A 22,290-nucleotide genomic window follows, 5' to 3' on the forward strand; every position below is an offset into this window, starting at 1 on the left:
GGTGAATTTGCAGTTTATAACTCATAATGAGGCACAAACAGAAGCATTGGGAGCTATTATTGCTAAATATGCTAAGCCGGGTTTTATTTTGTTGCAAGGAGCATTGGCGGCTGGGAAAACAACATTTACAAGATATTTAGCAAATGCCTTGCAAATTTCAGCGGTAGTTAATTCGCCAACATTTGTTATTATGAATGAGTATGTAATTCCAAAACAATCATTTAAATTAATTCATATGGATGCTTATCGTTTAAATAATGATGAAGATTTAGAAATGTATGAAGAAGCATTTAATAATAATTTAAATATTATTGAATGATATGAAAATGTTTTACAAATTATTGATTTTAATAATGCGTTAATCTTACAATGGAAGATAATTGATGATACTACCAGAGTAATTAATTTGAGTGGTAAGGGTCTTCTTGCAACGCAAGTAATTAAATTTTTACAGGACAATGATTTAAATGTTAAATGTTAAGGCAATTAGTTATTTAGCTCTTAGTGTAGCCTTACTACTATTATTTACTTTTACGCCATTTTTAGGTTATATTCAAATTAGTGTTATTAGTATTACTTTAGTTCCTTGTGTGGTAATGATTATTAGTATTATTTGAATTAAAATTTTAAAGTGGAACCCATTTATTGTTGGTGTTATCTCAGGATTGTTATTAGGATTAAGTTCTTTTTTAGCATCATTTGTGATGGGTGGACCGTTGGCAGTAGTTTTTCAAAATCCATTATTTAGTATTGTACCAAGATTATTAGTTGGTATTGTTTCAGGAATTATATTACAATTTCTAGTATTGCGTTCTAAATTTCGTTATTGATTAACAATTATCATTTGATCATTTTTTGTTATTAGTACTAATTCTTTTACAACTTTAGCAATGATTTATTTTTTAGGAGATGCATTTTTTCCTGACCTTAATGTGTTGCAATATATTAGTTGATTAGCATTAGCAACAAATTATTTACCAGAACTTATGATTACAACTTTAATTATTTTACCAATTGTTAAGGTTATTAATAAAATAGGTTAGCAAAGGAGGATATTTATGAAGTTATTAGTTGATATTGGTAATAGTTTAATTCATTTAGGTGTTTATCAAGAAAATCAAAAAGTATTTTATGAGCAATTATCTAGTAATATTAATGTTGATAAATTATTATCTTGCATGGAAGAAGTTCTTGAACCATTTTTATTAAAAATTCAACGATGTATTGTTAGTAGTGTTAAACCGCAATTTAATTCGGTAATTGAATTATTAGTTGAAAAATATTGTTGGAATTATTTACTTGTTGATAGTGTGTTAAAAACAAATTTAAAATTTGTTTTAGATGATGCTATTACTTTGGGTGCTGATTTAATAGCAGCAGCGGTAGGGGCTGTTAGTATTTATCCAAATCGTAATATAATTATTATTGATATGGGGACAGCAACAACGATTTCGTGTATTAAAGATAATTCGTTTATTGGTGGTGCAATATTGCCAGGATTACTAACAAGTGGTGAAGCTTTAATTGAAAAAGCAGCTTTATTGAAAAAAGATCCTTGATTTTTGCCACCAGAAATGATTGCTAAGAATACTAAAGATTGTTTAAGCGTTGGTATTATTTATGGTCATGCGATGGCAATTAAAGGTATTGTGGAAACTTATCAAAAACAATTAAAAGATTCAGTAGTAATAATATTAGGTGGTAATTATTTTTTTGTTAAAAATATTTTGCAAGATTATCAATTTATTAATGATTTAATTTTTACTGGTTTAAATATTTTAGGAACATTAAATGAAGGTGAAGAATAATGAAAACATTATTTTTAGATACAACAAATGGATATTTAGTAATTATTTTACAAGATGACCGTGGTTTATTAGATAGTTTACAAATTTGAAATCATCAAAAACACACTGAGAAGGCAACAGTTTTAATAGATGAAATGTTAACTAATCATAAATTAAGTTGATTTGATATTGATAGTTTATATTTAACTGTTGGTCCGGGAAGTTATACTGGAATTCGGGTGGGAATTACAATTGCGAAAACAATGAAAGCTGTTAATGAGACCTTGCAAGTTTTTGTTACGAATAGTTTATTATTGCAAGTTGGTAACAAGCAGGCGATTAGTGTTATTAATGCTAAAACTGATCAATTTTTTGTTGCGGTTTATGATAATTTTCATCCGATGGTTTTGGAACAAGTGGTTACAAGAAATAATTTATTATTATTGAAAAAAGAATGAAAAAAATTTAAGTTAATTGAAGATTATCATCGGATTGATGTAGTAGAAAATTTTTTACAAATTAAACATTTATGTAAAAAAGTAACTAATGTTGATGATTTAGAACCATTATATTTAAAGGAATTACAACTTAAAAAGCATTATGAATAAAAATAAAAATTTTGGATGTTATTTTTTAAAATTTTTAGATACAATTACTTATGTGTGATAATCACTATGGAGCAGTACTCAAGTGGTTAAGAGGGCTCCCTGCTAAGGAGTTAGGTCAAGCAATTGGCGCACGAGTTCGAATCTCGTCTGCTCCGCCATTAATTTTAAATAATTTGATATTTGTTGTTAACAACTTTACTTATTGTAAAGTTGTTTTTTTGTGATATTAAGATAAAATTAATACATATTTAAAAAACAATATTTTATTTATAAGGTGGAATTAAATTAATGTTAAATAAAAAAATGCGTTTAGCAATTACTTTTGTTCTTTTAGTACTTTTATTGGTGACTTGTATTTTTATTATTGCTAAATATATTGATTGATTATGAATTATTGGTGTCGTAACAATTTCATTTGGAACTTTAACAGCATTAATTATTTTTGTTTCCAACCGACCAGCACGAACAAAAATTTCTTGAATTATTGCTGTGTATGCGTTACCAATTGTGGGTATTATAATCTTTATTATTTTTGGCCAAACTTATCGTTATACTAAAGCACAAAAGTTTTATTTAAAAAAATATCAAGATTTTTATGCTAAAGAGGATTTTAATTATACGAATAACTTTTTAAAAAATCAAATTAAAGAAGAACGAAGTATTTTACATTTGACTACTAATATATCACAAAGACCACTATATAATCATACGAAAGTTGATTTAATAACTAATGGAATTGAAAAGTTTTCGTTGTTATTTAAAGACTTAGAAAGTGCTGAAAATTATATTCATATTAATTATTTTATTTTAGATGATGGTGAAGTTTTAAAATATTTGACACAGTTATTAATTAAAAAAACTTATCAAGGTGTTAATATTCGCTTAATTTATGATCATGCTGGAAGTTTTTTTACGGTTTATCATGATACAATTCAGAAATTGAAGCGAGCTGGTGTTCATTTAAAAAGATTTTCACCGATAAATTTACCTTTTATTAGTGGTCGTAATAATTATCGTAATCATCGTAAAGATGTTATTATTGATGGCAAGATTGGTTATACGGGAGGCATTAATGTTGGTGATGCTTATTGTCATTTAAGTTCTAAATATGGCTTTTGACGCGATAGTCAAGTTCGTTTGCAAGGTAGTGCTGTTCGTAGTTTAGAATTAATATTTTTACAGGATTGATATTTTACAACTGGCGAGTCGTTAGTGTTTGATAAGAAATTGTTAAAAAATGAACCATATGATGGTAAAACTAGTAATATTGTTCAGGTTATTGATGATGGTCCCAATACTTATGAAACGATTCAAAAGGATATTTATGTTAAAGTTATTTCTAGTGCTAAAAGTCGTATTTGGTTATCAACGCCGTATTTTATCCCAACTGATGATATTGTAACGGCATTAAAAAATGCTGCTAAGTCAGGTGTTGATGTACGATTATTAATGCCAGGAAAAACTGATAAATTTTTTATTCTTGATATTAGTCGTTCATATTATGATGAATTATTTAATTCGGGGATAAAAATTTATGAAATGAGTAAGATTTTTAATCATTCAAAAACAGCATTAATTGATGATAATTTAGTCATTATTGGATCAACTAATTTAGATTTTCGTAGTCTTTATCACGATCATCAAACTATTGTTATTCTTTATGGTGATGCTAATAAGCAACTAGAAAAGAATTATTTATGAGATATTGAAAGAAGTATTCTTTTAACAACATCACCGCTAAAGAAAAAAAATTGATTTTATCGGATAATGATTTTGCCAATTGTTAAAATTTTTGACCCCTTATTTTAGGAAAGGAAAATAATAATGCACAAAACGAAAAAAATTAATAAAAAAATTGCTAAGCAGTTAGAAAAACAAGATTCTCCCGTAAGTTTAGAAAAAAAACCGGAAGTTAAAGAAAGACGAGGTTTTTTTAAACATTTATTTTCAAAAAGCGTTCAAACAATTAATAAAGTTGATATTCATTTTGGATGAACACGAAATGCTACTAAAAGAATTATTAAGCAATTATTATTACAAAAAGTTGATCATTTTTATTTTTATAGTTCCATTGTTAATATTTTTTATATTTTGGAGCAAGGAATTAAACCGGTAAAATCTAAGAAACTTAAAGAAAATGAAAAGTATATTGTTTGAACATATTTAGAAAAAGATGATCATCTTGAATTAGAATTATCTACTAGTAGTCGTCATCAATTTTGAAGTTGATGCTTAGAAAATAAGATTGATTTAACTACGGTGGCAATTTTTTATATTGATTTAGTGAAATTATATGAAAATACTAAAAAAGATTGAGAGTTTAATAATAATTTGCAACGAGTTATCATTAATGAACCAATTAGTGTTAATGCTATTAGAGCAATTTTAATTAAAGATATAGAAATATACAAAAGATTACAACAATATGTTTCTCATCAACAAATTGATATTAAAATATTTTATGGTGATAAAGGCATTATTGAAGAAATTAAAGGAAAGGAGTTAAAAGTTAATGAATAAAAATCTTAATAAAATTACATCGTTGGAGGAAAATTTTAGTCAATGATATACTGATTTGATTGTAAATGGTAATCTAATAGATTATGGAGTAGTTAAAGGAGCACCAATTTTAAAACCGCATGGTTATGCAATTTGAAAAAATATTGTGAAAAACTTAGAAATCAGATTTTTAGAAGTTGAAATTCAAGATGTTTATATGCCTTTATTAATTCCTGAGAGTTTATTAAATCAAGAGAAAGAACATATTCAAGGTTTTGCCCCTGAATGTGCTATTGTTACCAAAGTTGGTGATAAAAATTTAGATGAACCGTTGGTTATTAGACCAACTTCTGAAGTTTTGTTTGGGACATATTTTTCAAAAAATATTTCTAGTTATAAGGACTTACCATTAAAATATAATCAATGAGCGAATGTTATTCGTTGAGAAAAAACAACAAGACCTTTTTTAAGAACAACAGAATTTTTGTGGCAAGAAGGTCATAGTGTTCATAATAATATGGAAGAAGCCCAAAATTGAACGGTAGAAATGATGAATTTATATGTTAAATTTTTTAAAGAAGTTTTAGCCATTGCTGTTCTTAATGGTAAAAAAAGTCTTCATGAAAAGTTTGCTGGTGCTGTTGATACATATAGTTTAGAAGCATTAATGTTAGATGGACAAGCATTACAATCAGCAACTAGTCATTATTTTGCCCAAAATTTTTCTAAAAATTTTGATATTAAGTTTACTAATGCTAACAATAAAGAAGAATATGGTTATCAAACTTCGTGAGGGATGTCAACAAGAGTTATTGGAGCTTTAATTATGTCTCATAGTGATAATAGGGGATTAGTATTACCCCCAATGGTAGCACCAATTCAAGTAGGAATAATTCCGATTCAAGATGATGAGCAAGTAAGAAAACAAGTTAATAGGATTTATCAACAATTAAAAACTAAATATCGTGTTGTCATTGATAATTCTTTAAAGTCATTGGGTTATAAGTTAAGTAATAGTGAAATTCAAGGAGTTTGTTTTCGCATTGAAATTGGGATTCGGGAATTAGAAACTGATAAAGTATTAATTGTGCGCAGAGACACAAAAACAAAATTAATGGTTAAGATTAATGATGTGGAATCATATTTAAAAACTAATATGGAACAAATGCAAAATGATTTATATGCAAGGTCGTTAGAACGATTAGAAGCGCAAGTATTTGTTGTTAATAGTTTTAATGAATATGAACAACAATTAAAAACAAAAACGGGATTTTTTGGTGCTTGATTTTGTAATCGTATTGAGTGTGAAGCAGAAATTAAGCAGTTAACTAGTACTGTTAGTCGTTGTCAAGATTTAGAAAAGCAGGTTGAAGAAAATTCTAAATGTTTTAAATGTAATCAAAGAGCAAAAGGTCATTTTTATTTTGCGCGGGCATATTAAATAGGAGGAAGAATTTAATGAATTGATTAGCTGAAATTGCTAAATTATTGAAAGAAAAAAAGGGTATCAAAGTAAAAATATCATTAGAAACTAATTTCCGTAATTTAGGTTTGGACTCTTTAGAATTAATGGATTTAATTATTTTAGCAGAAGAAGAATATAAATTTCGGATTCCTGATAATAAGTTAAGTGATATTAATACTGTTCAGGATTTAATAATTATTATTGAAGAAGTAGTAAATAGTAATAGTTAAAAAGGGCGTTAAAATTGTGAAATGAGATTATGAAAAATTAACGCAAGTATTAAAAAATAAAGGACATCGTTTAACTAATATTAGATTAGCAATATTAAAATTATTATTAAAGAAGCAACATCTAAATATTAATGGCATTATTAGAGAACTGAAAAAAGAAAATGATGAACATAAGAATATTAATGTCATGTCAGTTTATAATACTTTAGATTTGTTTTTGCAAGAAGAATTGATTTATCTTAATGTTTTTAATGGCCGAGATATTGTTTTTGAATTATCAAATCCTGTCTTAGTTCATTTAGTTTGTGAAACTTGTCATAAGGTTATTCATCTTAGTGAAGATATGCATTTAAGTGATCAAGATTTTCAAGATAATTTGAAAAAATTAGAAGAAAAATTACAAAATGCTGATTTTAAACCTGTACATTATAAATTAGAAGCACATGGAATTTGTATATCTTGTCAGGAAAAAAACAAGAAGGTAATAAATAATCTTTAAAATTTCTTTATAATTTACTTTGTCATTTTTAATAACTTTGATAGAATATATTTATTGTAGGGGTATAGTTCAATGGTAGAACGGCGGTCTTCAAAACCGCGCGCTTGTGGGTTCAAATCCTGCTACCCCTGCCAATAAAATTAGTTATTAAGGATGATAGCAATATAAAAATAACCATTATTGGTATTATCTTACAAACTGGTTATTTTTATATTTTTAATGAAGAATATTTCATTTTTTGGAAAGTTTACCTAAATTTATCTGATGAAATGTTTTTGCGATATAATTCAAAATTATCAGGAAGATAATATAAATGAAATAAGGAGGCCATTTTGGAAGATTTTGATTTTATTAAGAAATTAAAGCATATAAAATTTAATGAAGACAATGTTATTAACGCCAGTATTGCTACATTTATTTTAAATAACTTAGAACAAATTGATGAATGAACATCAACAAGTGTTGCTGATGCTTGTTTTACTTCTTCTAGTTCAATAATTCGCTTTTGTCAAAAATTAAATCTAAGTGGTTGAACGGAATTGAAGTATCAATTAAAAGTTGTTAATCAAAGAATTAAAAATTCAGGACGACAAGTTAATACTAATTTGCAATTGAAAAGTAATATTACCTATTTTTTTAATGAATATGTGAAAATAAGAGATGAGGATAATAATCGATTATATTTAGATTTTATTAATAAAGATAATGATTTAATTGTTAAAAAAATTATTGATGCAAAAACAATCTTTATTTTTGGTTTTGGAATTTCATATTATCCTGCTATTTCTTTCGCACAAAGATTAAGATGAGTAAATAAAAATGTTATTTGTGAGAATGATATTAATGTTATTTATTCGTACTTGCCATTAGTTACTGCTGATGATGTTGTTATTTGCCTATCATTAAGTGGTACAAATAATTTAATTGGTGAAATAATTGAAGAATTAAAAGATAAAGCTTACTCAATTGGTATTTTTAGCAAAGAAACAAAATTAGCTAAAAGTTTTAAATCCTATTTTGTAATTAAATCTGAAGAAGAACAATTATGAAGTGTTTTTTCAATTAGATTGCAATTATTAATGCAATTATTAGATTTCTTGTATGCAAAAATAATTAATTTTAAGTTATAAGTTAAAATAAAGGTAGGACTAAATTTAAATGGAATTTAAACATATTTTTAGTAATTTGCCAAATTGTAAAGTTAAGTGCAACTAAATTATTTTTCTAACCAAATATTCGATTGGCGAAAGATAATTTAGTATTTTTCTTGGTCTTTGGTTTAAAGACAATATAAATTTATGAACTGCATTTTTAGTAGTGTTTGAAAAATTAAATTTTTTAGGAAATTTTTCTCTAATTAAACCATTAGTATTTTCATTAGTACCTCTTTGTCAAGGTGAATATGCATCAGCAAAATAAATTTTCACATTTAAATTTTTTTCAAGTTGTTGTCAATTAGCAAATTCTTTACCCCTATCAAATGTTATAGTCTTAACAAGATTATTTGGAAGAATTGATAAATAATGACTAATATTTTTGTTAATAACTTTAGTAGTTCTATTTTCAACTAATATTGCTAAAGTAAATCTTGATGTTCTTTCAACTAAAGTTATTAAACATGATTTACTTTTACCTCGTGATGATACTACAGTATCACCTTCTCAATGGCCAAGAGTTATGCGATTATTAACATTTCGTTCTTTAATGGATTTACCATTAAATTTACCCCGATTTTCTTGAGATTTTCGTTTCTTACCTTTTCTTCTTAAATTTTTACTAGTAACCTTTTCAAGTAATCCAGAATAAATTCAATTGTAAATTGTTTTAAAACTAATAATTCATTCTTGATGAAAATTTTTAATTCTGCCATAAATTTGTTCAGGCGATCAACCTAATAATAATTTTTGTTGTACATATTTTACTAATTCTCTATTTTTAAATTTATGAAAATAAACATGTAATTGTTTTCTATTTTCTGCTTTATTTTGTGCAATTAATGAAAAATAATGATTATTATCTTTATTTCTATTAACTTCTCGATTAATAGTACTAATACTTCGATTAAGATTTTTAGCTATTTCACTAATTTTTACTTTAAATTTCAATTGATTCTCAATATAAATTCTTTCATCTATGCCAAGATGTTTGTATCCCATATAAAAACTCCTTAAATTTACTTTTTCTAAAATAAACTTAGCATCATGAAATTTTTATATGAAATCTTTTGCAATTTTATTTACTTGCACTTACAAGTATAATTCAGCAAGTTTTGTTAAAGTAGTTTCTTCAATAGACTTGGTACATAACCTTTAATTTTATCTACTATTTTGATAATTATTTTTTAGATGAAATACAAATGTTAGATAAATACAAAGATAAAAATGAATTTTATAGTTTAGTCGGCATAAAATGTTATAGTTATGTACCAAGTCTAATATAGAAATAAGTACATAAGTTTAAATAGGCAGTAAGGCGTTTTTTAGTTTTATAGTAATAAGGATTGCGGCAATTAGCACTTAGTCAACTTTGGATTTTTGCTTTTAAATCTGCTAAATCTGCTTGAGAAATAATATATTTCATTTTAAAACTCCTTAAATTAAGAAAATCGTATTACAAAAATACGATTTTCAAGAATGGTTATTAAATTGCTGAATTATACTTGTAAGTGCAAGTAAATAAAATTGCAAAAGATTTCATATAAAAATTTCATGATGCTAAGTTTATTTTAGAAAAAGTAAATTTAAGGAGTTTTTATATGGGATACAAACATCTTGGCATAGATGAAAGAATTTATATTGAGAATCAATTGAAATTTAAAGTAAAAATTAGTGAAATAGCTAAAAATCTTAATCGAAGTATTAGTACTATTAATCGAGAAGTTAATAGAAATAAAGATAATAATCATTATTTTTCATTAATTGCACAAAATAAAGCAGAAAATAGAAAACAATTACATGTTTATTTTCATAAATTTAAAAATAGAGAATTAGTAAAATATGTACAACAAAAATTATTATTAGGTTGATCGCCTGAACAAATTTATGGCAGAATTAAAAATTTTCATCAAGAATGAATTATTAGTTTTAAAACAATTTACAATTGAATTTATTCTGGATTACTTGAAAAGGTTACTAGTAAAAATTTAAGAAGAAAAGGTAAGAAACGAAAATCTCAAGAAAATCGGGGTAAATTTAATGGTAAATCCATTAAAGAACGAAATGTTAATAATCGCATAACTCTTGGCCATTGAGAAGGTGATACTGTAGTATCATCACGAGGTAAAAGTAAATCATGTTTAATAACTTTAGTTGAAAGAACATCAAGATTTACTTTAGCAATATTAGTTGAAAATAGAACTACTAAAGTTATTAACAAAAGCCAAATTGTAAAGTTAAGTGCAACTAAATTATTTTTCTAACCAAATATTCGATTGGCGAAAGATAATTTAGTATTTTTCTTGGTCTTTGGTTTAAAGACAATATAAATTTATGAACTGCATTTTTAGTAGTGTTTGAAAAATTAAATTTTTTAGGAAATTTTTCTCTAATTAAACCATTAGTATTTTCATTAGTACCTCTTTGTCAAGGTGAATATGCATCAGCAAAATAAATTTTCACATTTAAATTTTTTTCAAGTTGTTGTCAATTAGCAAATTCTTTACCCCTATCAAATGTTATAGTCTTAACAAGATTATTTGGAAGAATTGATAAATAATGACTAATATTTTTGTTAATAACTTTAGTAGTTCTATTTTCAACTAATATTGCTAAAGTAAATCTTGATGTTCTTTCAACTAAAGTTATTAAACATGATTTACTTTTACCTCGTGATGATACTACAGTATCACCTTCTCAATGGCCAAGAGTTATGCGATTATTAACATTTCGTTCTTTAATGGATTTACCATTAAATTTACCCCGATTTTCTTGAGATTTTCGTTTCTTACCTTTTCTTCTTAAATTTTTACTAGTAACCTTTTCAAGTAATCCAGAATAAATTCAATTGTAAATTGTTTTAAAACTAATAATTCATTCTTGATGAAAATTTTTAATTCTGCCATAAATTTGTTCAGGCGATCAACCTAATAATAATTTTTGTTGTACATATTTTACTAATTCTCTATTTTTAAATTTATGAAAATAAACATGTAATTGTTTTCTATTTTCTGCTTTATTTTGTGCAATTAATGAAAAATAATGATTATTATCTTTATTTCTATTAACTTCTCGATTAATAGTACTAATACTTCGATTAAGATTTTTAGCTATTTCACTAATTTTTACTTTAAATTTCAATTGATTCTCAATATAAATTCTTTCATCTATGCCAAGATGTTTGTATCCCATATAAAAACTCCTTAAATTTACTTTTTCTAAAATAAACTTAGCATCATGAAATTTTTATATGAAATCTTTTGCAATTTTATTTACTTGCACTTACAAGTATAATTCAGCATCTTTGTATTTATCTAACATTTGTATTTCATCTAAAAAATAATTATCAAAATAGTAGATAAAATTAAAGGTTATGTACCAAGTCTAATGGATTTACCATTAAATTTACCCCGATTTTCTTGAGATTTTCGTTTCTTACCTTTTCTTCTTAAATTTTTACTAGTAACCTTTTCAAGTAATCCAGAATAAATTCAATTGTAAATTGTTTTAAAACTAATAATTCATTCTTGATGAAAATTTTTAATTCTGCCATAAATTTGTTCAGGCGATCAACCTAATAATAATTTTTGTTGTACATATTTTACTAATTCTCTATTTTTAAATTTATGAAAATAAACATGTAATTGTTTTCTATTTTCTGCTTTATTTTGTGCAATTAATGAAAAATAATGATTATTATCTTTATTTCTATTAACTTCTCGATTAATAGTACTAATACTTCGATTAAGATTTTTAGCTATTTCACTAATTTTTACTTTAAATTTCAATTGATTCTCAATATAAATTCTTTCATCTATGCCAAGATGTTTGTATCCCATATAAAAACTCCTTAAATTTACTTTTTCTAAAATAAACTTAGCATCATGAAATTTTTATATGAAATCTTTTGCAATTTTATTTACTTGCACTTACAAGTATAATTCAGCTAAAAAATACCTAAGAAAACTAAACGCGACCAATTAATAATTTTTCATTGTGTAAAAATTCAATAATATGATAAAATAGTAATGAATAAAAATGACAATAACAAGAAAGGTATGGTTAGTTTAGTAATTAAATAATATAATTAGCTGATTGTTTTACTTCTTCAAAGCAATACCTAAGAAAACTAAACGCGACCTGTTAAGTAAACTTACTTGACATATATATCGATTAACGATATTATTAATTATGGTTTAAAAAGATAACTAAACCAATAATAGTGAGAGGAGTACTTATATTTTATGGTTAAATTAAGACTGAAAAGGATGGGAAAAACTAAACAACCTTTTTATCGTATTGTTGCTATTGATTCTCGTATTAAAAGAGACGGTGAATATATTGAATTAATTGGAACATATGATTCTTTAAATGATTCGTTAAAAATTAATAAAGAATTAGCTTTAAAGTGATTAACCGTTGGTGCTCAACCAACTGAAACAGTTCGTAGTTTATTTGCAAAAGAAAAAATTATGCAGGCATTTCATGAATTACGACAAAAAAATAAAGCAAAGAAATCAACAGCAGAGAAAAAAGTGATTAAAAAAGAAGTTTTAGCTAAGGAAGTTAAAAACAAAGTAAATGATGATAAAAGTAGTAATTCTAAATCAACAGTTAAAGTTTCAAAAGAAGCAAAGGTTATTGATGAAAAAAATTCGAGAGAATAAATGGAGTTAGCTAATGATGAATTACATTAATACTGTTAAAATATTAATTAGTCCAATTGTTAAAGATATTAATAATATTCAAATTAGAATGTTAAATGAAAATGACAATGAATTAGAAATTCTTATTATGACTAGTGATAGTGATTTGGCAAGATTAATCGGTAAAAAAGGATTAATTATTGATTCGATTCGTCGTTTAGTTAATGTTAAGGCATCAAGAGAGCAAAAAAGAATTAAAGTATCTTTAGAGGCTTTTAACGAATAATGAAGTTTGTTAAAATTGGTAAGGTTATTAATACTCATGCTTTAAAGGGCGAAGTAAAGATTAGATGTTTAATGCCTAAATATGAGCGATTCTTTGATGCTAATCATGATATATATTTTTATGATTCTAATAATTATACTTATGAAATATTAACGGTTGTTAGTTCTAGAAGTCATAAAGGTGATCTTTTAGTTAAATTTAAAAATTATGATTATATTAATGACATTTTATTTTTAAAGACTCAAGATTTATTTCAACTTAGTAATAATCCTCATTTAGTAAATGATGACGAAGTTGAAAACTATATTGGATTACAAGTTATCAATGTTGATGATAATTCACTTATTGGTGAAGTGATTGATTACTTTATTACTAAAGCGCACGGTGTTTTTGTTATTCAAACAGTTATTGGTGAACAAAAAATGTTGGCCGATGTTTCACAGTTTATTATGAATATTCTTTGAGAACAAAATACTGTTTATGTTAAGTTAATTAATAATTGATAAATTATAAAGGAGGCAAGAAATTAATGACAACAATTCAAATTATCACTTTATTTCCCGAACTCTTTGTTAGTTTTATTAATACATCAATTATTAAGAATGCTGTTAAGAAAGAAAAAGTAAAGTTTAATATCATTAATCTTCGTGATTTTGCTATTGATAATCATCAACTTGTTGATGCTTATCAATATGGTGGTGGTAATGGGATGGTATTAATGGCACCGATTGTAGTTGCAGCGATAAATTATGCTCGTGAGCAAATCCCTAATAGTCAAGTGATTTTATTATCGCCACAAGGAAAAACATTTAAACAGGATATTGCTAGTGCAATGGCTAGTAGTAATAATTCATTAATTTTAGTTTGTGGTCATTACGAAGGTTTTGATGAAAGAATTAGAGATTTTGTTGATATGGAAATATCTATTGGTGATTATGTTCTTAGTGCTGGTGAAATTGCCAGTATGGTTATAAGTGATGCTGTTATTCGCTTATTACCAGGTGTTATTCAAGAAGCATCACATCAAAATGATTCATTTACTAATAAGTATTTAGATTATCCTGTATTTACTAAACCATTAGTTTTTAATAATCAGCAAGTTCCTGATGTCTTATTATCAGGTCATCATAAAAATATTGATATTTGAAGAAAAGAACAAGCGTTTTATAATACATATAAAAAGCGACCAGATTTGATTGACTTAAATCAATTAACACCACAAGAGCAAATTTGAATTGCTGAATTAGAAAAAGATAAAAAATAAATAATAATGGAAGGAGCAATTGTTATGAATATGCAATTAGATCGACAAATTACTGAACAACAACTTCGTACTGATATTCCAAAATTTAAATCTGGCGATACAGTAAGTGTTGCTGTTGAAATTAATGAAGGTAACAAAAAACGAACACAAGTTTTTACTGGTTTAGTTTTAAAGCGTCAAGGGTCAGGTATTAGTTCTAGTTTTACTGTAAGAAAACTTACTGGTAGTACTAGTGTTGAAAGAACTTTCCCTTTACATTCACCGCTAATAAATAAAATTGAAGTTTTAAAAATTGGTCGTGTTAGAAGAGCGAAGTTATACTATATGCGTGATCTTATTGGTAAAGCTGCAAGAATTAAAGAAGTAGTTAGTTCTAATAAGAGAAATAAGGGATAATAATTAATAAAGGTAAAGGTAGAATTTGCCTTTATTTTTCAATTAAGGAGACATATTAATGGAAAAGTTAAATATTAATTGATTTCCAGGTCATATGGCAAAAGCTATTCGCTTGATGAAAGAAAAATTAGCATTAGTTGATTTAGTAATTGAACTTCGCGATGCGCGAGCCATTAACTCTAGTATTAATCCAATTATTCAAGAATTATTTAAAAATAAACCACGAATTATTATTTTGAATAAAAAAGATTTAAGTGATATGAAAGTAAATCAAGAATGAATGGCATTTTTAAAAAAAGACCCGTTAGTTAAAGTAGTATTAACTAATTTATTAGTTGATCAACCCAAAAATGAAATTATTTTATTAATTAATCAATTATTGAAAGATAAAATTAATCATCAAAAATCTCGTGGCATTCCAAATTGACAAATTAAGGTGATGATTATTGGGATTCCTAATGTCGGCAAATCACGGTTAATTAATAATTTAGTTAAAAGAAAAGTAAGTAATGTTGCTAATCAACCAGGAGTTACGAGAGGGATTCAATGAGTCAAGTTAGCGCAAAATATTCATTTACTAGACACGCCGGGAATTTTATGACCTAAACTTGATGATCCACTAGTGGCAATGCATTTGTCATTAATTGGAGCTATTAAAGAGCAATTATTACCATTTATTGATATTAGTTATTATGCGTTTAATTTTTTAGCAAAGCATTATCCTCATATTTTAAAGGAACATTATGCGCTTATTATTCAGTGAAAACAAGATATGCAAACTAAAGAAATGGATTATTATTTTTTGCAAATGGCGAAAGCAAATAATGTATTAGGTTCTTCTGAACAACAAATTATTCAAATGATGACAAATTTTTATTATGCTTTTACAAAAGGAACAATTAAAAATATTTCCTGAGAAAGACCGAAATAATAATGGGGGCGTATTAAATAAATATTGATATTATAATTTTGTTTTTGGATTTTTGCAAATATGTAAGTAAGAATATTAAATATATAACACAGTATTGTGCCGCTAGTATTTTTTATTTAAATTATAGAAGTAGCTATTTTTGATATTTTAATTTTTAGAGATGAAACAGAAACTAAATGAAAAGAAAAATTTAATAGCGATGTTCATTTATTAGCCAAATTGTAAAGTTAAGTGCAACTAAATTATTTTTCTAACCAAATATTCGATTGGCGAAAGATAATTTAGTATTTTTCTTGGTCTTTGGTTTAAAGACAATATAAATTTATGAACTGCATTTTTAGTAGTGTTTGAAAAATTAAATTTTTTAGGAAATTTTTCTCTAATTAAACCATTAGTATTTTCATTAGTACCTCTTTGTCAAGGTGAATATGCATCAGCAAAATAAATTTTCACATTTAAATTTTTTTCAAGTTGTTGTCAATTAGCAAATTCTTTACCCCTATCAAATTTTATAGTCTTAACAAGATTATTTGGAAGAATTGATAAATAATGACTAATATTTTTGTTAATAACTTTAGTAGTTCTATTTTCAACTAATATTGCTAAAGTAAATCTTGATGTTCTTTCAACTAAAGTTATTAAACATGATTTACTTTTACCTCGTGATGATACTACAGTATCACCTTCTCAATGGCCAAGAGTTATGCGATTATTAACATTTCGTTCTTTAATGGATTTACCATTAAATTTACCCCGATTTTCTTGAGATTTTCGTTTCTTACCTTTTCTTCTTAAATTTTTACTAGTAACCTTTTCAAGTAATCCAGAATAAATTCAATTGTAAATTGTTTTAAAACTAATAATTCATTCTTGATGAAAATTTTTAATTCTGCCATAAATTTGTTCAGGCGATCAACCTAATAATAATTTTTGTTGTACATATTTTACTAATTCTCTATTTTTAAATTTATGAAAATAAACATGTAATTGTTTTCTATTTTCTGCTTTATTTTGTGCAATTAATGAAAAATAATGATTATTATCTTTATTTCTATTAACTTCTCGATTAATAGTACTAATACTTCGATTAAGATTTTTAGCTATTTCACTAATTTTTACTTTAAATTTCAATTGATTCTCAATATAAATTCTTTCATCTATGCCAAGATGTTTGTATCCCATATAAAAACTCCTTAAATTTACTTTTTCTAAAATAAACTTAGCATCATGAAATTTTTATATGAAATCTTTTGCAATTTTATTTACTTGCACTTACAAGTATAATTCAGCAGTAAGTAAAAATATTAATTAAAATTTAATAAAATTAATAATTTTTCATTGTGTAAAAATTCAATAATATGATAAAATAGTAATAGACTTGGTACATAACTATAACTAGCTTAATTCAAAATTATATATTCCTGAAATTAAGTTAAATCGTAATCCAAATCTTCTAATCTTATTGCGATAACGATAAACTAGTATTTTAAATCTTTTTAATCTAGCAAAAACATGTTCAATGGCAATTCTAACTTTACTTAAAAAGCTATTATATTCCTTTTTATCTGGATTTAAGGGATTATTTTTACTCTTTTTAATTGGCAATAATGTATTTTTATGAACATTTTGCAAACCTTGATAGCCTGAATCGGCAATTAATTCTAATTTTGGATTTATAAGTGTATTTGATTTTAAAAATAACTTATAATCATGAATACTGCCATAACAAAAATCTACTGAAATAATTTTATTGTTAAATAAATCAATAATTATTTGTGATTTTAATGAATGTTGCCTTTTCTTACCAGAAAATAATAATTTTAGTTTTTTTTAATTCTTTCAATTGGAATTTCTGTAGCATCAATTGCTAATAAATTATTATTAGTAACTTTATGTTCCAATAATATCTTTTTGCCAGGTATATGAAAGTGACTATTTTTTATTAGAGTATTTTCAACTCAAAAGATATTACGAATACAACTAACATGACTAATATTATATTTTTTTGCAATAATACGATATGTACTATATTCTTTTCAGTATTCTAAAGTCATAAGTAATCTTTGCTCTATTGATAATTTATTTGGTCTACCACCAATTTGTTTTTGTTTAGCTTTGGCTTCTTTTAAAATTTCTACCATCTTCATGAAAGTTTTATATTTTATGCCTATTAGACTATAAAATTCATTTTCGTCTTTGTATTTATCTAACATTTGTACTTCACCTAGTAAATAATATTATCAAAATAGTAGATAAAATTAAAGGTTATGTACCAAGTCTAATGAATAAAAATGACAATAACAAGAAAGGTATGGTTAGTTTAGTAATTAAATAATATAATTAGCTGATTGTTTTACTTCTTCAAAGCAATACCTAAGAAAACTAAACGCGACCATTAATCAAAAATTAATTGTTAAACAAGATTTTAATGTTATTATTGATAATATTGAACAAGAAATAATTTCTGAGCGAGAAAATTTACAGCAGTTACAAACAATATATATTGCTGTTAATTGTTCTCGTGACCTTGATTTTGAACAATGACAGCGAATTTTAAATATATTACAACCATTAGCAAGGAATATTATTGAATATAATTTAGAATTACATTGTAATAATACTGATGAATTATTTTTGTTATGAAATAGTTATGGTGTTAATCGGTTAATATGAAAAGTAATTTTGTTTAGTCAGGCGGTATTATTACAAAATAATTATTGTGATAATGTCAATTATGTTAAGCAAATTAATAAAGCATTAGTTAGTGGTTTTAAAAATCAAGCAATTGATTTATTTTATAATTTAAAAGGATATTCTAAAGCTGTTATTGAAAATGATTTAAAGATTTTAAGAAAATTACCTGTTGGTCATATTAGTTATTATGAAGCCGATAATAATTGTGTTGTAATTACATATCAATGATTAAAAAATATTTTAAAAGAAAATGGTTATTTACCTTATGAGAAAAATAATTTTATTACTAATAAAGGCATTAAATCACAACATCAATATAGTTATTGAACTTTACAAAATTATTTAGGTGTTGGTATGGGGGCTAGTTCTTTTCATAAAAATTCACAAATAGTTATTTGCCAAAATACTAATGAATATCCACTATGGCGACAAACAATTACTAAAATTACAAAACAAGAATATTATGGAGAAATTTTTATTATGGGATTAGGACTAATTGAAGGCGTTGATTTGCGAATAAAGCAAAATCAAGTAGCTTATGAATATTTTCAAAATGCGATTAATAAACTAATAGTAAAAAAGAAACTAAATATTAAAAATAATTTTCTTTTTTGTTATCAAGATGAGTGAGAAAATTTAGATGAGATTTTATTATCATTTATTTAATGTCGCAAACAAGTTATAATGGAGAAGGAAATATCAATTGCTGGTTTAGCTCAGTCGGTAGAGCACACCCATGGTAAGGGTGAGGTCAAGAGTTCAATTCTCTTAACCAGCACCATTGGAGAGTTGTGTGAGTGGTTTAAACAGTCATCTTGGAAAGGTGATGAATCCCAAAGGATTCCACGGGTTCGAATCCCGTACTCTCCGCCATAAAATGAAATATAGTAAATAAATATTTATAAAGGGGTTTTTTATGAAAAAAAGGACTATTTTAGATGAAAAAGTTAAATTACATAATGGTATTATGATGCCAGTTATGGGTTTTGGAACATATAAAATTGAAAATAATGAATTAGGTAAGGAAGCGATTTTAGAAGCTTTAAATCAGGGTTATCGTCATATTGATACGGCTAAAATTTATGGGAATGAAGAAATCGTTGGGCAAGCAATTAAAGAAAGTAAGATTTCTCGCAGTGAAATTTTTGTTACGACTAAACTTTGAGGTAATGAATTAACAAAAGAACAGTATTTACAAGAGATTGATAGCTCGTTAGAAAAATTAGGTTTGGAATTTGTTGATTTATTTTTAATGCATTGACCGTGAAATAATCGTAAAATTGCTTGAGAAGTATTAGAGGAAATATATCGTGCTAAAAAAGCTCGTGCGATTGGTGTTAGTAATTTTAATATTGAGCAGTTAGAACAATTAAAACAAGATGCTAAAGAGTTACCAGTTGCTAATCAAATTGAGTTTCATCCGGGATTAAATCAAACAGAATTAAGAGCATATCATCAAAAAAATAATATTATAACTATTGGTTGAGGAACAATGAAATATCATGACTCTTTACCAGAAACTTGTGAGCAGATTGCTCGTGAATATAATAAAACCATTCAACAATTATTTTTACGATGGGCTTATCAACATCAAAGTTTAATAATTCCCAAGTCAATGCATAAGACGCGAATTATTGAAAATAGTGCGATTGATGATTTTAAAATTAGTGATGAACATATGAAGTGAATTGATAGTTTACCACAATCAAGAAAAGGTCCTGACCCTAATAATTTTGATTTTGGAAATTAGAAAAAAACCTTGTAATTTTACAAGGTTTTTTTCTATATTGTTAACTTTAAACTAATGAAGAGTCAGATTTTAAAGCTACTTCTAAATTGTTTCCTGCGGTTAATAAATAAGAATGAAGCATATTTTTTTCAATACTATTTAATTTATTTAACAAAATGCTATCAATTTGTTCTTTGATTAATGCCGCTTTTTTAATGATTTCTTGTGCTTTAGGAGTTAAAGTTAATAGTTTTGAACGACGGTCACTAGCAAGAACTTTACAAGTAATATATCCCTTTTTAACTAATGTTGATATCACGGCTGATGTGTCAGCTTTGGATTTGCAAAGTTCTTTTGCAACATTAACAATAATGGGTTTATCTTTGATCTTTTCAATTACTAATAAAATATTTATATGTACAGGCATTAGATTTTTAATTTCTAATTTTCTTAATAAGTCAATGTATAACTTTTCTTTAAGTTGCGAGATTTTATATAATAGAGCTAGATGATTTATCATTGTCATTCATTAGACCACCTTTTTGTTGTTTTCTCTTCATAACATAATTATATAATAAATTATCAAAATAATTCAAATATATTTTATATTAGACTTGGTACATAACTATAACATTTTATGCCGACTAAACTATAAAATTCATTTTTATCTTTGTATTTATCTAACATTTGTATTTCATCTAAAAAATAATTATCAAAATAGTAGATAAAATTAAAGGTTATGTACCAAGTCTATTATATCTTAAATAGTCTAAAAATAGTCTAATGAAAAAATGAACCTGCATTAGGTTCATTTTTTAAAATTTACGGGGTGGCTTTCTTTCATGATTGTCTTCTGGTTTACAAGTCGGACAGTCACTACAGTTATTTATATTATTACTTTGATGTTCTGCTCCCGGTGTACGACAAGTACATTGGCAGGCAACACAGCGTAATCTACAATTATCAGTCATTATTTCTCCTTTCGAGTAATGTCTCTTAATTGTATCACATAATTTAGGGTTGCTTGTCTACTTAATATTAGGGATATATTTTTTAAATTATTAATTAATTTAAGTAAATGCCAAATTGTAAAGTTAAGTGCAACTAAATTATTTTTCTAACCAAATATTCGATTGGCGAAAGATAATTTAGTATTTTTCTTGGTCTTTGGTTTAAAGACAATATAAATTTATGAACTGCATTTTTAGTAGTGTTTGAAAAATTAAATTTTTTAGGAAATTTTTCTCTAATTAAACCATTAGTATTTTCATTAGTACCTCTTTGTCAAGGTGAATATGCATCAGCAAAATAAATTTTCACATTTAAATTTTTTTCAAGTTGTTGTCAATTAGCAAATTCTTTACCCCTATCAAATGTTATAGTCTTAACAAGATTATTTGGAAGAATTGATAAATAATGACTAATATTTTTGTTAATAACTTTAGTAGTTCTATTTTCAACTAATATTGCTAAAGTAAATCTTGATGTTCTTTCAACTAAAGTTATTAAACATGATTTACTTTTACCTCGTGATGATACTACAGTATCACCTTCTCAATGGCCAAGAGTTATGCGATTATTAACATTTCGTTCTTTAATGGATTTACCATTAAATTTACCCCGATTTTCTTGAGATTTTCGTTTCTTACCTTTTCTTCTTAAATTTTTACTAGTAACCTTTTCAAGTAATCCAGAATAAATTCAATTGTAAATTGTTTTAAAACTAATAATTCATTCTTGATGAAAATTTTTAATTCTGCCATAAATTTGTTCAGGCGATCAACCTAATAATAATTTTTGTTGTACATATTTTACTAATTCTCTATTTTTAAATTTATGAAAATAAACATGTAATTGTTTTCTATTTTCTGCTTTATTTTGTGCAATTAATGAAAAATAATGATTATTATCTTTATTTCTATTAACTTCTCGATTAATAGTACTAATACTTCGATTAAGATTTTTAGCTATTTCACTAATTTTTACTTTAAATTTCAATTGATTCTCAATATAAATTCTTTCATCTATGCCAAGATGTTTGTATCCCATATAAAAACTCCTTAAATTTACTTTTTCTAAAATAAACTTAGCATCATGAAATT

The 22,290-nt window shown here is 25.4% G+C and carries 28 protein-coding genes and 4 tRNA genes; 23 read left to right on the plus strand and 9 right to left on the minus strand.

The features are described from left to right. The first annotated feature begins 1 nt into the window (after position 1). From tsaE to ACFEL5_RS05670, 12 genes are all read left to right on the plus strand, one after another. Entirely contained in the window at positions 2-481 is a 480-nt protein-coding gene (tsaE, locus tag ACFEL5_RS05615) for a tRNA (adenosine(37)-N6)-threonylcarbamoyltransferase complex ATPase subunit type 1 TsaE (protein WP_338967775.1), read from the plus strand. Next, on the plus strand, positions 468-1,043 hold the full coding sequence (locus tag ACFEL5_RS05620) for a hypothetical protein (RefSeq protein WP_338967776.1): 576 nt from the start codon (positions 468-470) through the stop codon (positions 1,041-1,043). The genes tsaE and ACFEL5_RS05620 overlap by 14 nt, the downstream gene beginning before the upstream one ends. A gap of 15 nt (positions 1,044-1,058) precedes the next feature. Beyond that, positions 1,059-1,808 carry a type III pantothenate kinase gene (locus ACFEL5_RS05625; RefSeq protein ID WP_342189606.1) on the plus strand — a complete coding sequence of 250 codons (750 nt, stop codon included), beginning with the start codon at positions 1,059-1,061 and terminating at the stop codon, positions 1,806-1,808. Continuing rightward, entirely contained in the window at positions 1,808-2,395 is a 588-nt protein-coding gene (gene tsaB / locus ACFEL5_RS05630) for a tRNA (adenosine(37)-N6)-threonylcarbamoyltransferase complex dimerization subunit type 1 TsaB (RefSeq protein ID WP_338967779.1), read from the plus strand. The genes ACFEL5_RS05625 and tsaB overlap by 1 nt, the downstream gene beginning before the upstream one ends. 68 nt (positions 2,396-2,463) lie before the next feature. Then, positions 2,464-2,553, plus strand: a tRNA-Ser gene (locus ACFEL5_RS05635). A 130-nt stretch (positions 2,554-2,683) separates the two neighbouring features. Next, positions 2,684-4,204, plus strand: a complete 1,521-nt coding sequence (gene cls, locus ACFEL5_RS05640; RefSeq protein ID WP_375315195.1) for a cardiolipin synthase — start codon at positions 2,684-2,686, stop codon at positions 4,202-4,204. Between the two features lie 15 nt (positions 4,205-4,219). Beyond that, positions 4,220-4,915, plus strand: coding sequence for an acetyltransferase (locus ACFEL5_RS05645; protein WP_375315196.1), 696 nt, complete (start codon positions 4,220-4,222; stop codon positions 4,913-4,915). Next, entirely contained in the window at positions 4,908-6,335 is a 1,428-nt protein-coding gene (proS, locus tag ACFEL5_RS05650; protein WP_375315197.1) for a proline--tRNA ligase, read from the plus strand. Before ACFEL5_RS05645 ends, proS begins: the two co-directional genes overlap by 8 nt. A 17-nt stretch (positions 6,336-6,352) precedes the next feature. After that, on the plus strand, positions 6,353-6,589 hold the full coding sequence (locus ACFEL5_RS05655; protein WP_338967767.1) for an acyl carrier protein: 237 nt from the start codon (positions 6,353-6,355) through the stop codon (positions 6,587-6,589). 16 nt (positions 6,590-6,605) lie between these two features. Beyond that, positions 6,606-7,088, plus strand: coding sequence for a Fur family transcriptional regulator (locus ACFEL5_RS05660; RefSeq protein ID WP_342189602.1), 483 nt, complete (start codon positions 6,606-6,608; stop codon positions 7,086-7,088). 58 nt (positions 7,089-7,146) lie between these two features. Further along, positions 7,147-7,222 (plus strand) — tRNA-Trp (locus tag ACFEL5_RS05665). A 198-nt stretch (positions 7,223-7,420) separates the two neighbouring features. Beyond that, positions 7,421-8,218 carry a MurR/RpiR family transcriptional regulator gene (locus ACFEL5_RS05670; protein WP_342278132.1) on the plus strand — a complete coding sequence of 266 codons (798 nt, stop codon included), beginning with the start codon at positions 7,421-7,423 and terminating at the stop codon, positions 8,216-8,218. A gap of 81 nt (positions 8,219-8,299) precedes the next feature. Here the strand turns inward: ACFEL5_RS05670 and ACFEL5_RS05675 are convergent, their stop codons facing one another. Both ACFEL5_RS05675 and ACFEL5_RS05680 read right to left on the minus strand, forming a co-directional pair. Further along, positions 8,300-9,244, minus strand: coding sequence for an IS30 family transposase (locus ACFEL5_RS05675; protein WP_338966716.1), 945 nt, complete (start codon positions 9,242-9,244; stop codon positions 8,300-8,302). A 262-nt stretch (positions 9,245-9,506) separates the two neighbouring features. Further along, positions 9,507-9,668 carry a hypothetical protein gene (locus tag ACFEL5_RS05680; protein ID WP_375315198.1) on the minus strand — a complete coding sequence of 54 codons (162 nt, stop codon included), beginning with the start codon at positions 9,666-9,668 and terminating at the stop codon, positions 9,507-9,509. Between the two features lie 175 nt (positions 9,669-9,843). Here ACFEL5_RS05680 and ACFEL5_RS05685 point away from each other — a divergent pair, with 175 nt between their 5' ends. Next, positions 9,844-10,506, plus strand: coding sequence for an IS30 family transposase (locus ACFEL5_RS05685; RefSeq protein WP_375315199.1), 663 nt, complete (start codon positions 9,844-9,846; stop codon positions 10,504-10,506). Here ACFEL5_RS05685 and ACFEL5_RS05690 read toward each other — a convergent pair. Both ACFEL5_RS05690 and ACFEL5_RS05695 read right to left on the minus strand, forming a co-directional pair. Continuing rightward, a complete protein-coding gene (locus ACFEL5_RS05690; protein WP_338966716.1) occupies positions 10,490-11,434 on the minus strand; it encodes an IS30 family transposase in 945 nt (314 codons plus the stop codon). The genes ACFEL5_RS05685 and ACFEL5_RS05690 overlap by 17 nt on opposite strands. Before the next feature lie 179 nt (positions 11,435-11,613). Next, positions 11,614-12,081: an IS30 family transposase gene (locus ACFEL5_RS05695; RefSeq protein WP_375315200.1), complete on the minus strand. Its 468-nt coding sequence runs from the start codon at positions 12,079-12,081 to the stop codon at positions 11,614-11,616. Positions 12,082-12,510: 429 nt separating this feature from the next. Here ACFEL5_RS05695 and rpsP point away from each other — a divergent pair, with 429 nt between their 5' ends. From rpsP to ylqF, 6 genes are read left to right on the plus strand one after another with little or no spacing between them, the layout of a single operon-like run. Then, entirely contained in the window at positions 12,511-12,909 is a 399-nt protein-coding gene (gene rpsP, locus ACFEL5_RS05700; protein ID WP_375315201.1) for a 30S ribosomal protein S16, read from the plus strand. A 16-nt stretch (positions 12,910-12,925) separates the two neighbouring features. Then, positions 12,926-13,174, plus strand: a complete 249-nt coding sequence (locus tag ACFEL5_RS05705; protein WP_338967265.1) for a KH domain-containing protein — start codon at positions 12,926-12,928, stop codon at positions 13,172-13,174. Continuing rightward, the gene (gene rimM / locus ACFEL5_RS05710) at positions 13,174-13,680 is read left to right on the plus strand and encodes a ribosome maturation factor RimM (RefSeq protein WP_342189927.1); all 507 of its coding nucleotides are present in this window, start codon (positions 13,174-13,176) and stop codon (positions 13,678-13,680) included. Before ACFEL5_RS05705 ends, rimM begins: the two co-directional genes overlap by 1 nt. Positions 13,681-13,703: 23 nt before the next feature. Continuing rightward, the gene (gene trmD / locus ACFEL5_RS05715; protein ID WP_375315202.1) at positions 13,704-14,438 is read left to right on the plus strand and encodes a tRNA (guanosine(37)-N1)-methyltransferase TrmD; all 735 of its coding nucleotides are present in this window, start codon (positions 13,704-13,706) and stop codon (positions 14,436-14,438) included. Positions 14,439-14,462: 24 nt separating this feature from the next. Next, a complete protein-coding gene (gene rplS, locus ACFEL5_RS05720; protein WP_342189925.1) occupies positions 14,463-14,834 on the plus strand; it encodes a 50S ribosomal protein L19 in 372 nt (123 codons plus the stop codon). A gap of 58 nt (positions 14,835-14,892) precedes the next feature. After that, on the plus strand, positions 14,893-15,765 hold the full coding sequence (ylqF, locus tag ACFEL5_RS05725; RefSeq protein ID WP_338967258.1) for a ribosome biogenesis GTPase YlqF: 873 nt from the start codon (positions 14,893-14,895) through the stop codon (positions 15,763-15,765). Positions 15,766-16,002: 237 nt separating this feature from the next. On the opposite strand, the gene ACFEL5_RS05730 is transcribed toward ylqF, so the two are convergent. From ACFEL5_RS05730 to ACFEL5_RS05740, 3 genes are all read right to left on the minus strand, one after another. After that, complete coding sequence (locus tag ACFEL5_RS05730; protein WP_375315203.1) at positions 16,003-16,947, minus strand: IS30 family transposase; 945 nt, start codon at positions 16,945-16,947, stop codon at positions 16,003-16,005. 213 nt (positions 16,948-17,160) lie between these two features. Next, positions 17,161-17,583, minus strand: a complete 423-nt coding sequence (locus tag ACFEL5_RS05735; protein ID WP_342224593.1) for a transposase family protein — start codon at positions 17,581-17,583, stop codon at positions 17,161-17,163. A gap of 2 nt (positions 17,584-17,585) precedes the next feature. Beyond that, positions 17,586-17,978, minus strand: coding sequence for a transposase family protein (locus ACFEL5_RS05740; RefSeq protein WP_375315019.1), 393 nt, complete (start codon positions 17,976-17,978; stop codon positions 17,586-17,588). A 469-nt stretch (positions 17,979-18,447) separates the two neighbouring features. Between ACFEL5_RS05740 and ACFEL5_RS05745 the strand changes: the two genes are divergently transcribed. The 4 genes from ACFEL5_RS05745 to ACFEL5_RS05760 all read left to right on the plus strand — a co-directional run bounded on the left by ACFEL5_RS05745 (position 18,448) and on the right by ACFEL5_RS05760 (position 20,209). Further along, the gene (locus ACFEL5_RS05745; RefSeq protein WP_375315204.1) at positions 18,448-19,125 is read left to right on the plus strand and encodes a hypothetical protein; all 678 of its coding nucleotides are present in this window, start codon (positions 18,448-18,450) and stop codon (positions 19,123-19,125) included. A 39-nt stretch (positions 19,126-19,164) separates the two neighbouring features. Beyond that, positions 19,165-19,240 (plus strand) — tRNA-Thr (locus ACFEL5_RS05750). Positions 19,241-19,242: 2 nt separating this feature from the next. After that, positions 19,243-19,332: transfer RNA gene (locus tag ACFEL5_RS05755), tRNA-Ser, on the plus strand. Positions 19,333-19,375: 43 nt separating this feature from the next. Then, on the plus strand, positions 19,376-20,209 hold the full coding sequence (locus ACFEL5_RS05760) for an aldo/keto reductase (protein WP_342190041.1): 834 nt from the start codon (positions 19,376-19,378) through the stop codon (positions 20,207-20,209). Positions 20,210-20,255: 46 nt separating this feature from the next. Here the strand turns inward: ACFEL5_RS05760 and ACFEL5_RS05765 are convergent, their stop codons facing one another. Beyond that, complete coding sequence (locus ACFEL5_RS05765) at positions 20,256-20,714, minus strand: MarR family winged helix-turn-helix transcriptional regulator (RefSeq protein ID WP_338968751.1); 459 nt, start codon at positions 20,712-20,714, stop codon at positions 20,256-20,258. Between the two features lie 578 nt (positions 20,715-21,292). Then, positions 21,293-22,237: an IS30 family transposase gene (locus ACFEL5_RS05770; RefSeq protein ID WP_338966716.1), complete on the minus strand. Its 945-nt coding sequence runs from the start codon at positions 22,235-22,237 to the stop codon at positions 21,293-21,295. Positions 22,238-22,290 lie beyond the last annotated feature (53 nt).

Source organism: Spiroplasma endosymbiont of Tipula paludosa (assembly GCF_964264785.1).
Taxonomy (GTDB): Bacteria; Bacillota_I; Bacilli_A; order Mycoplasmatales; family Nriv7; genus Nriv7.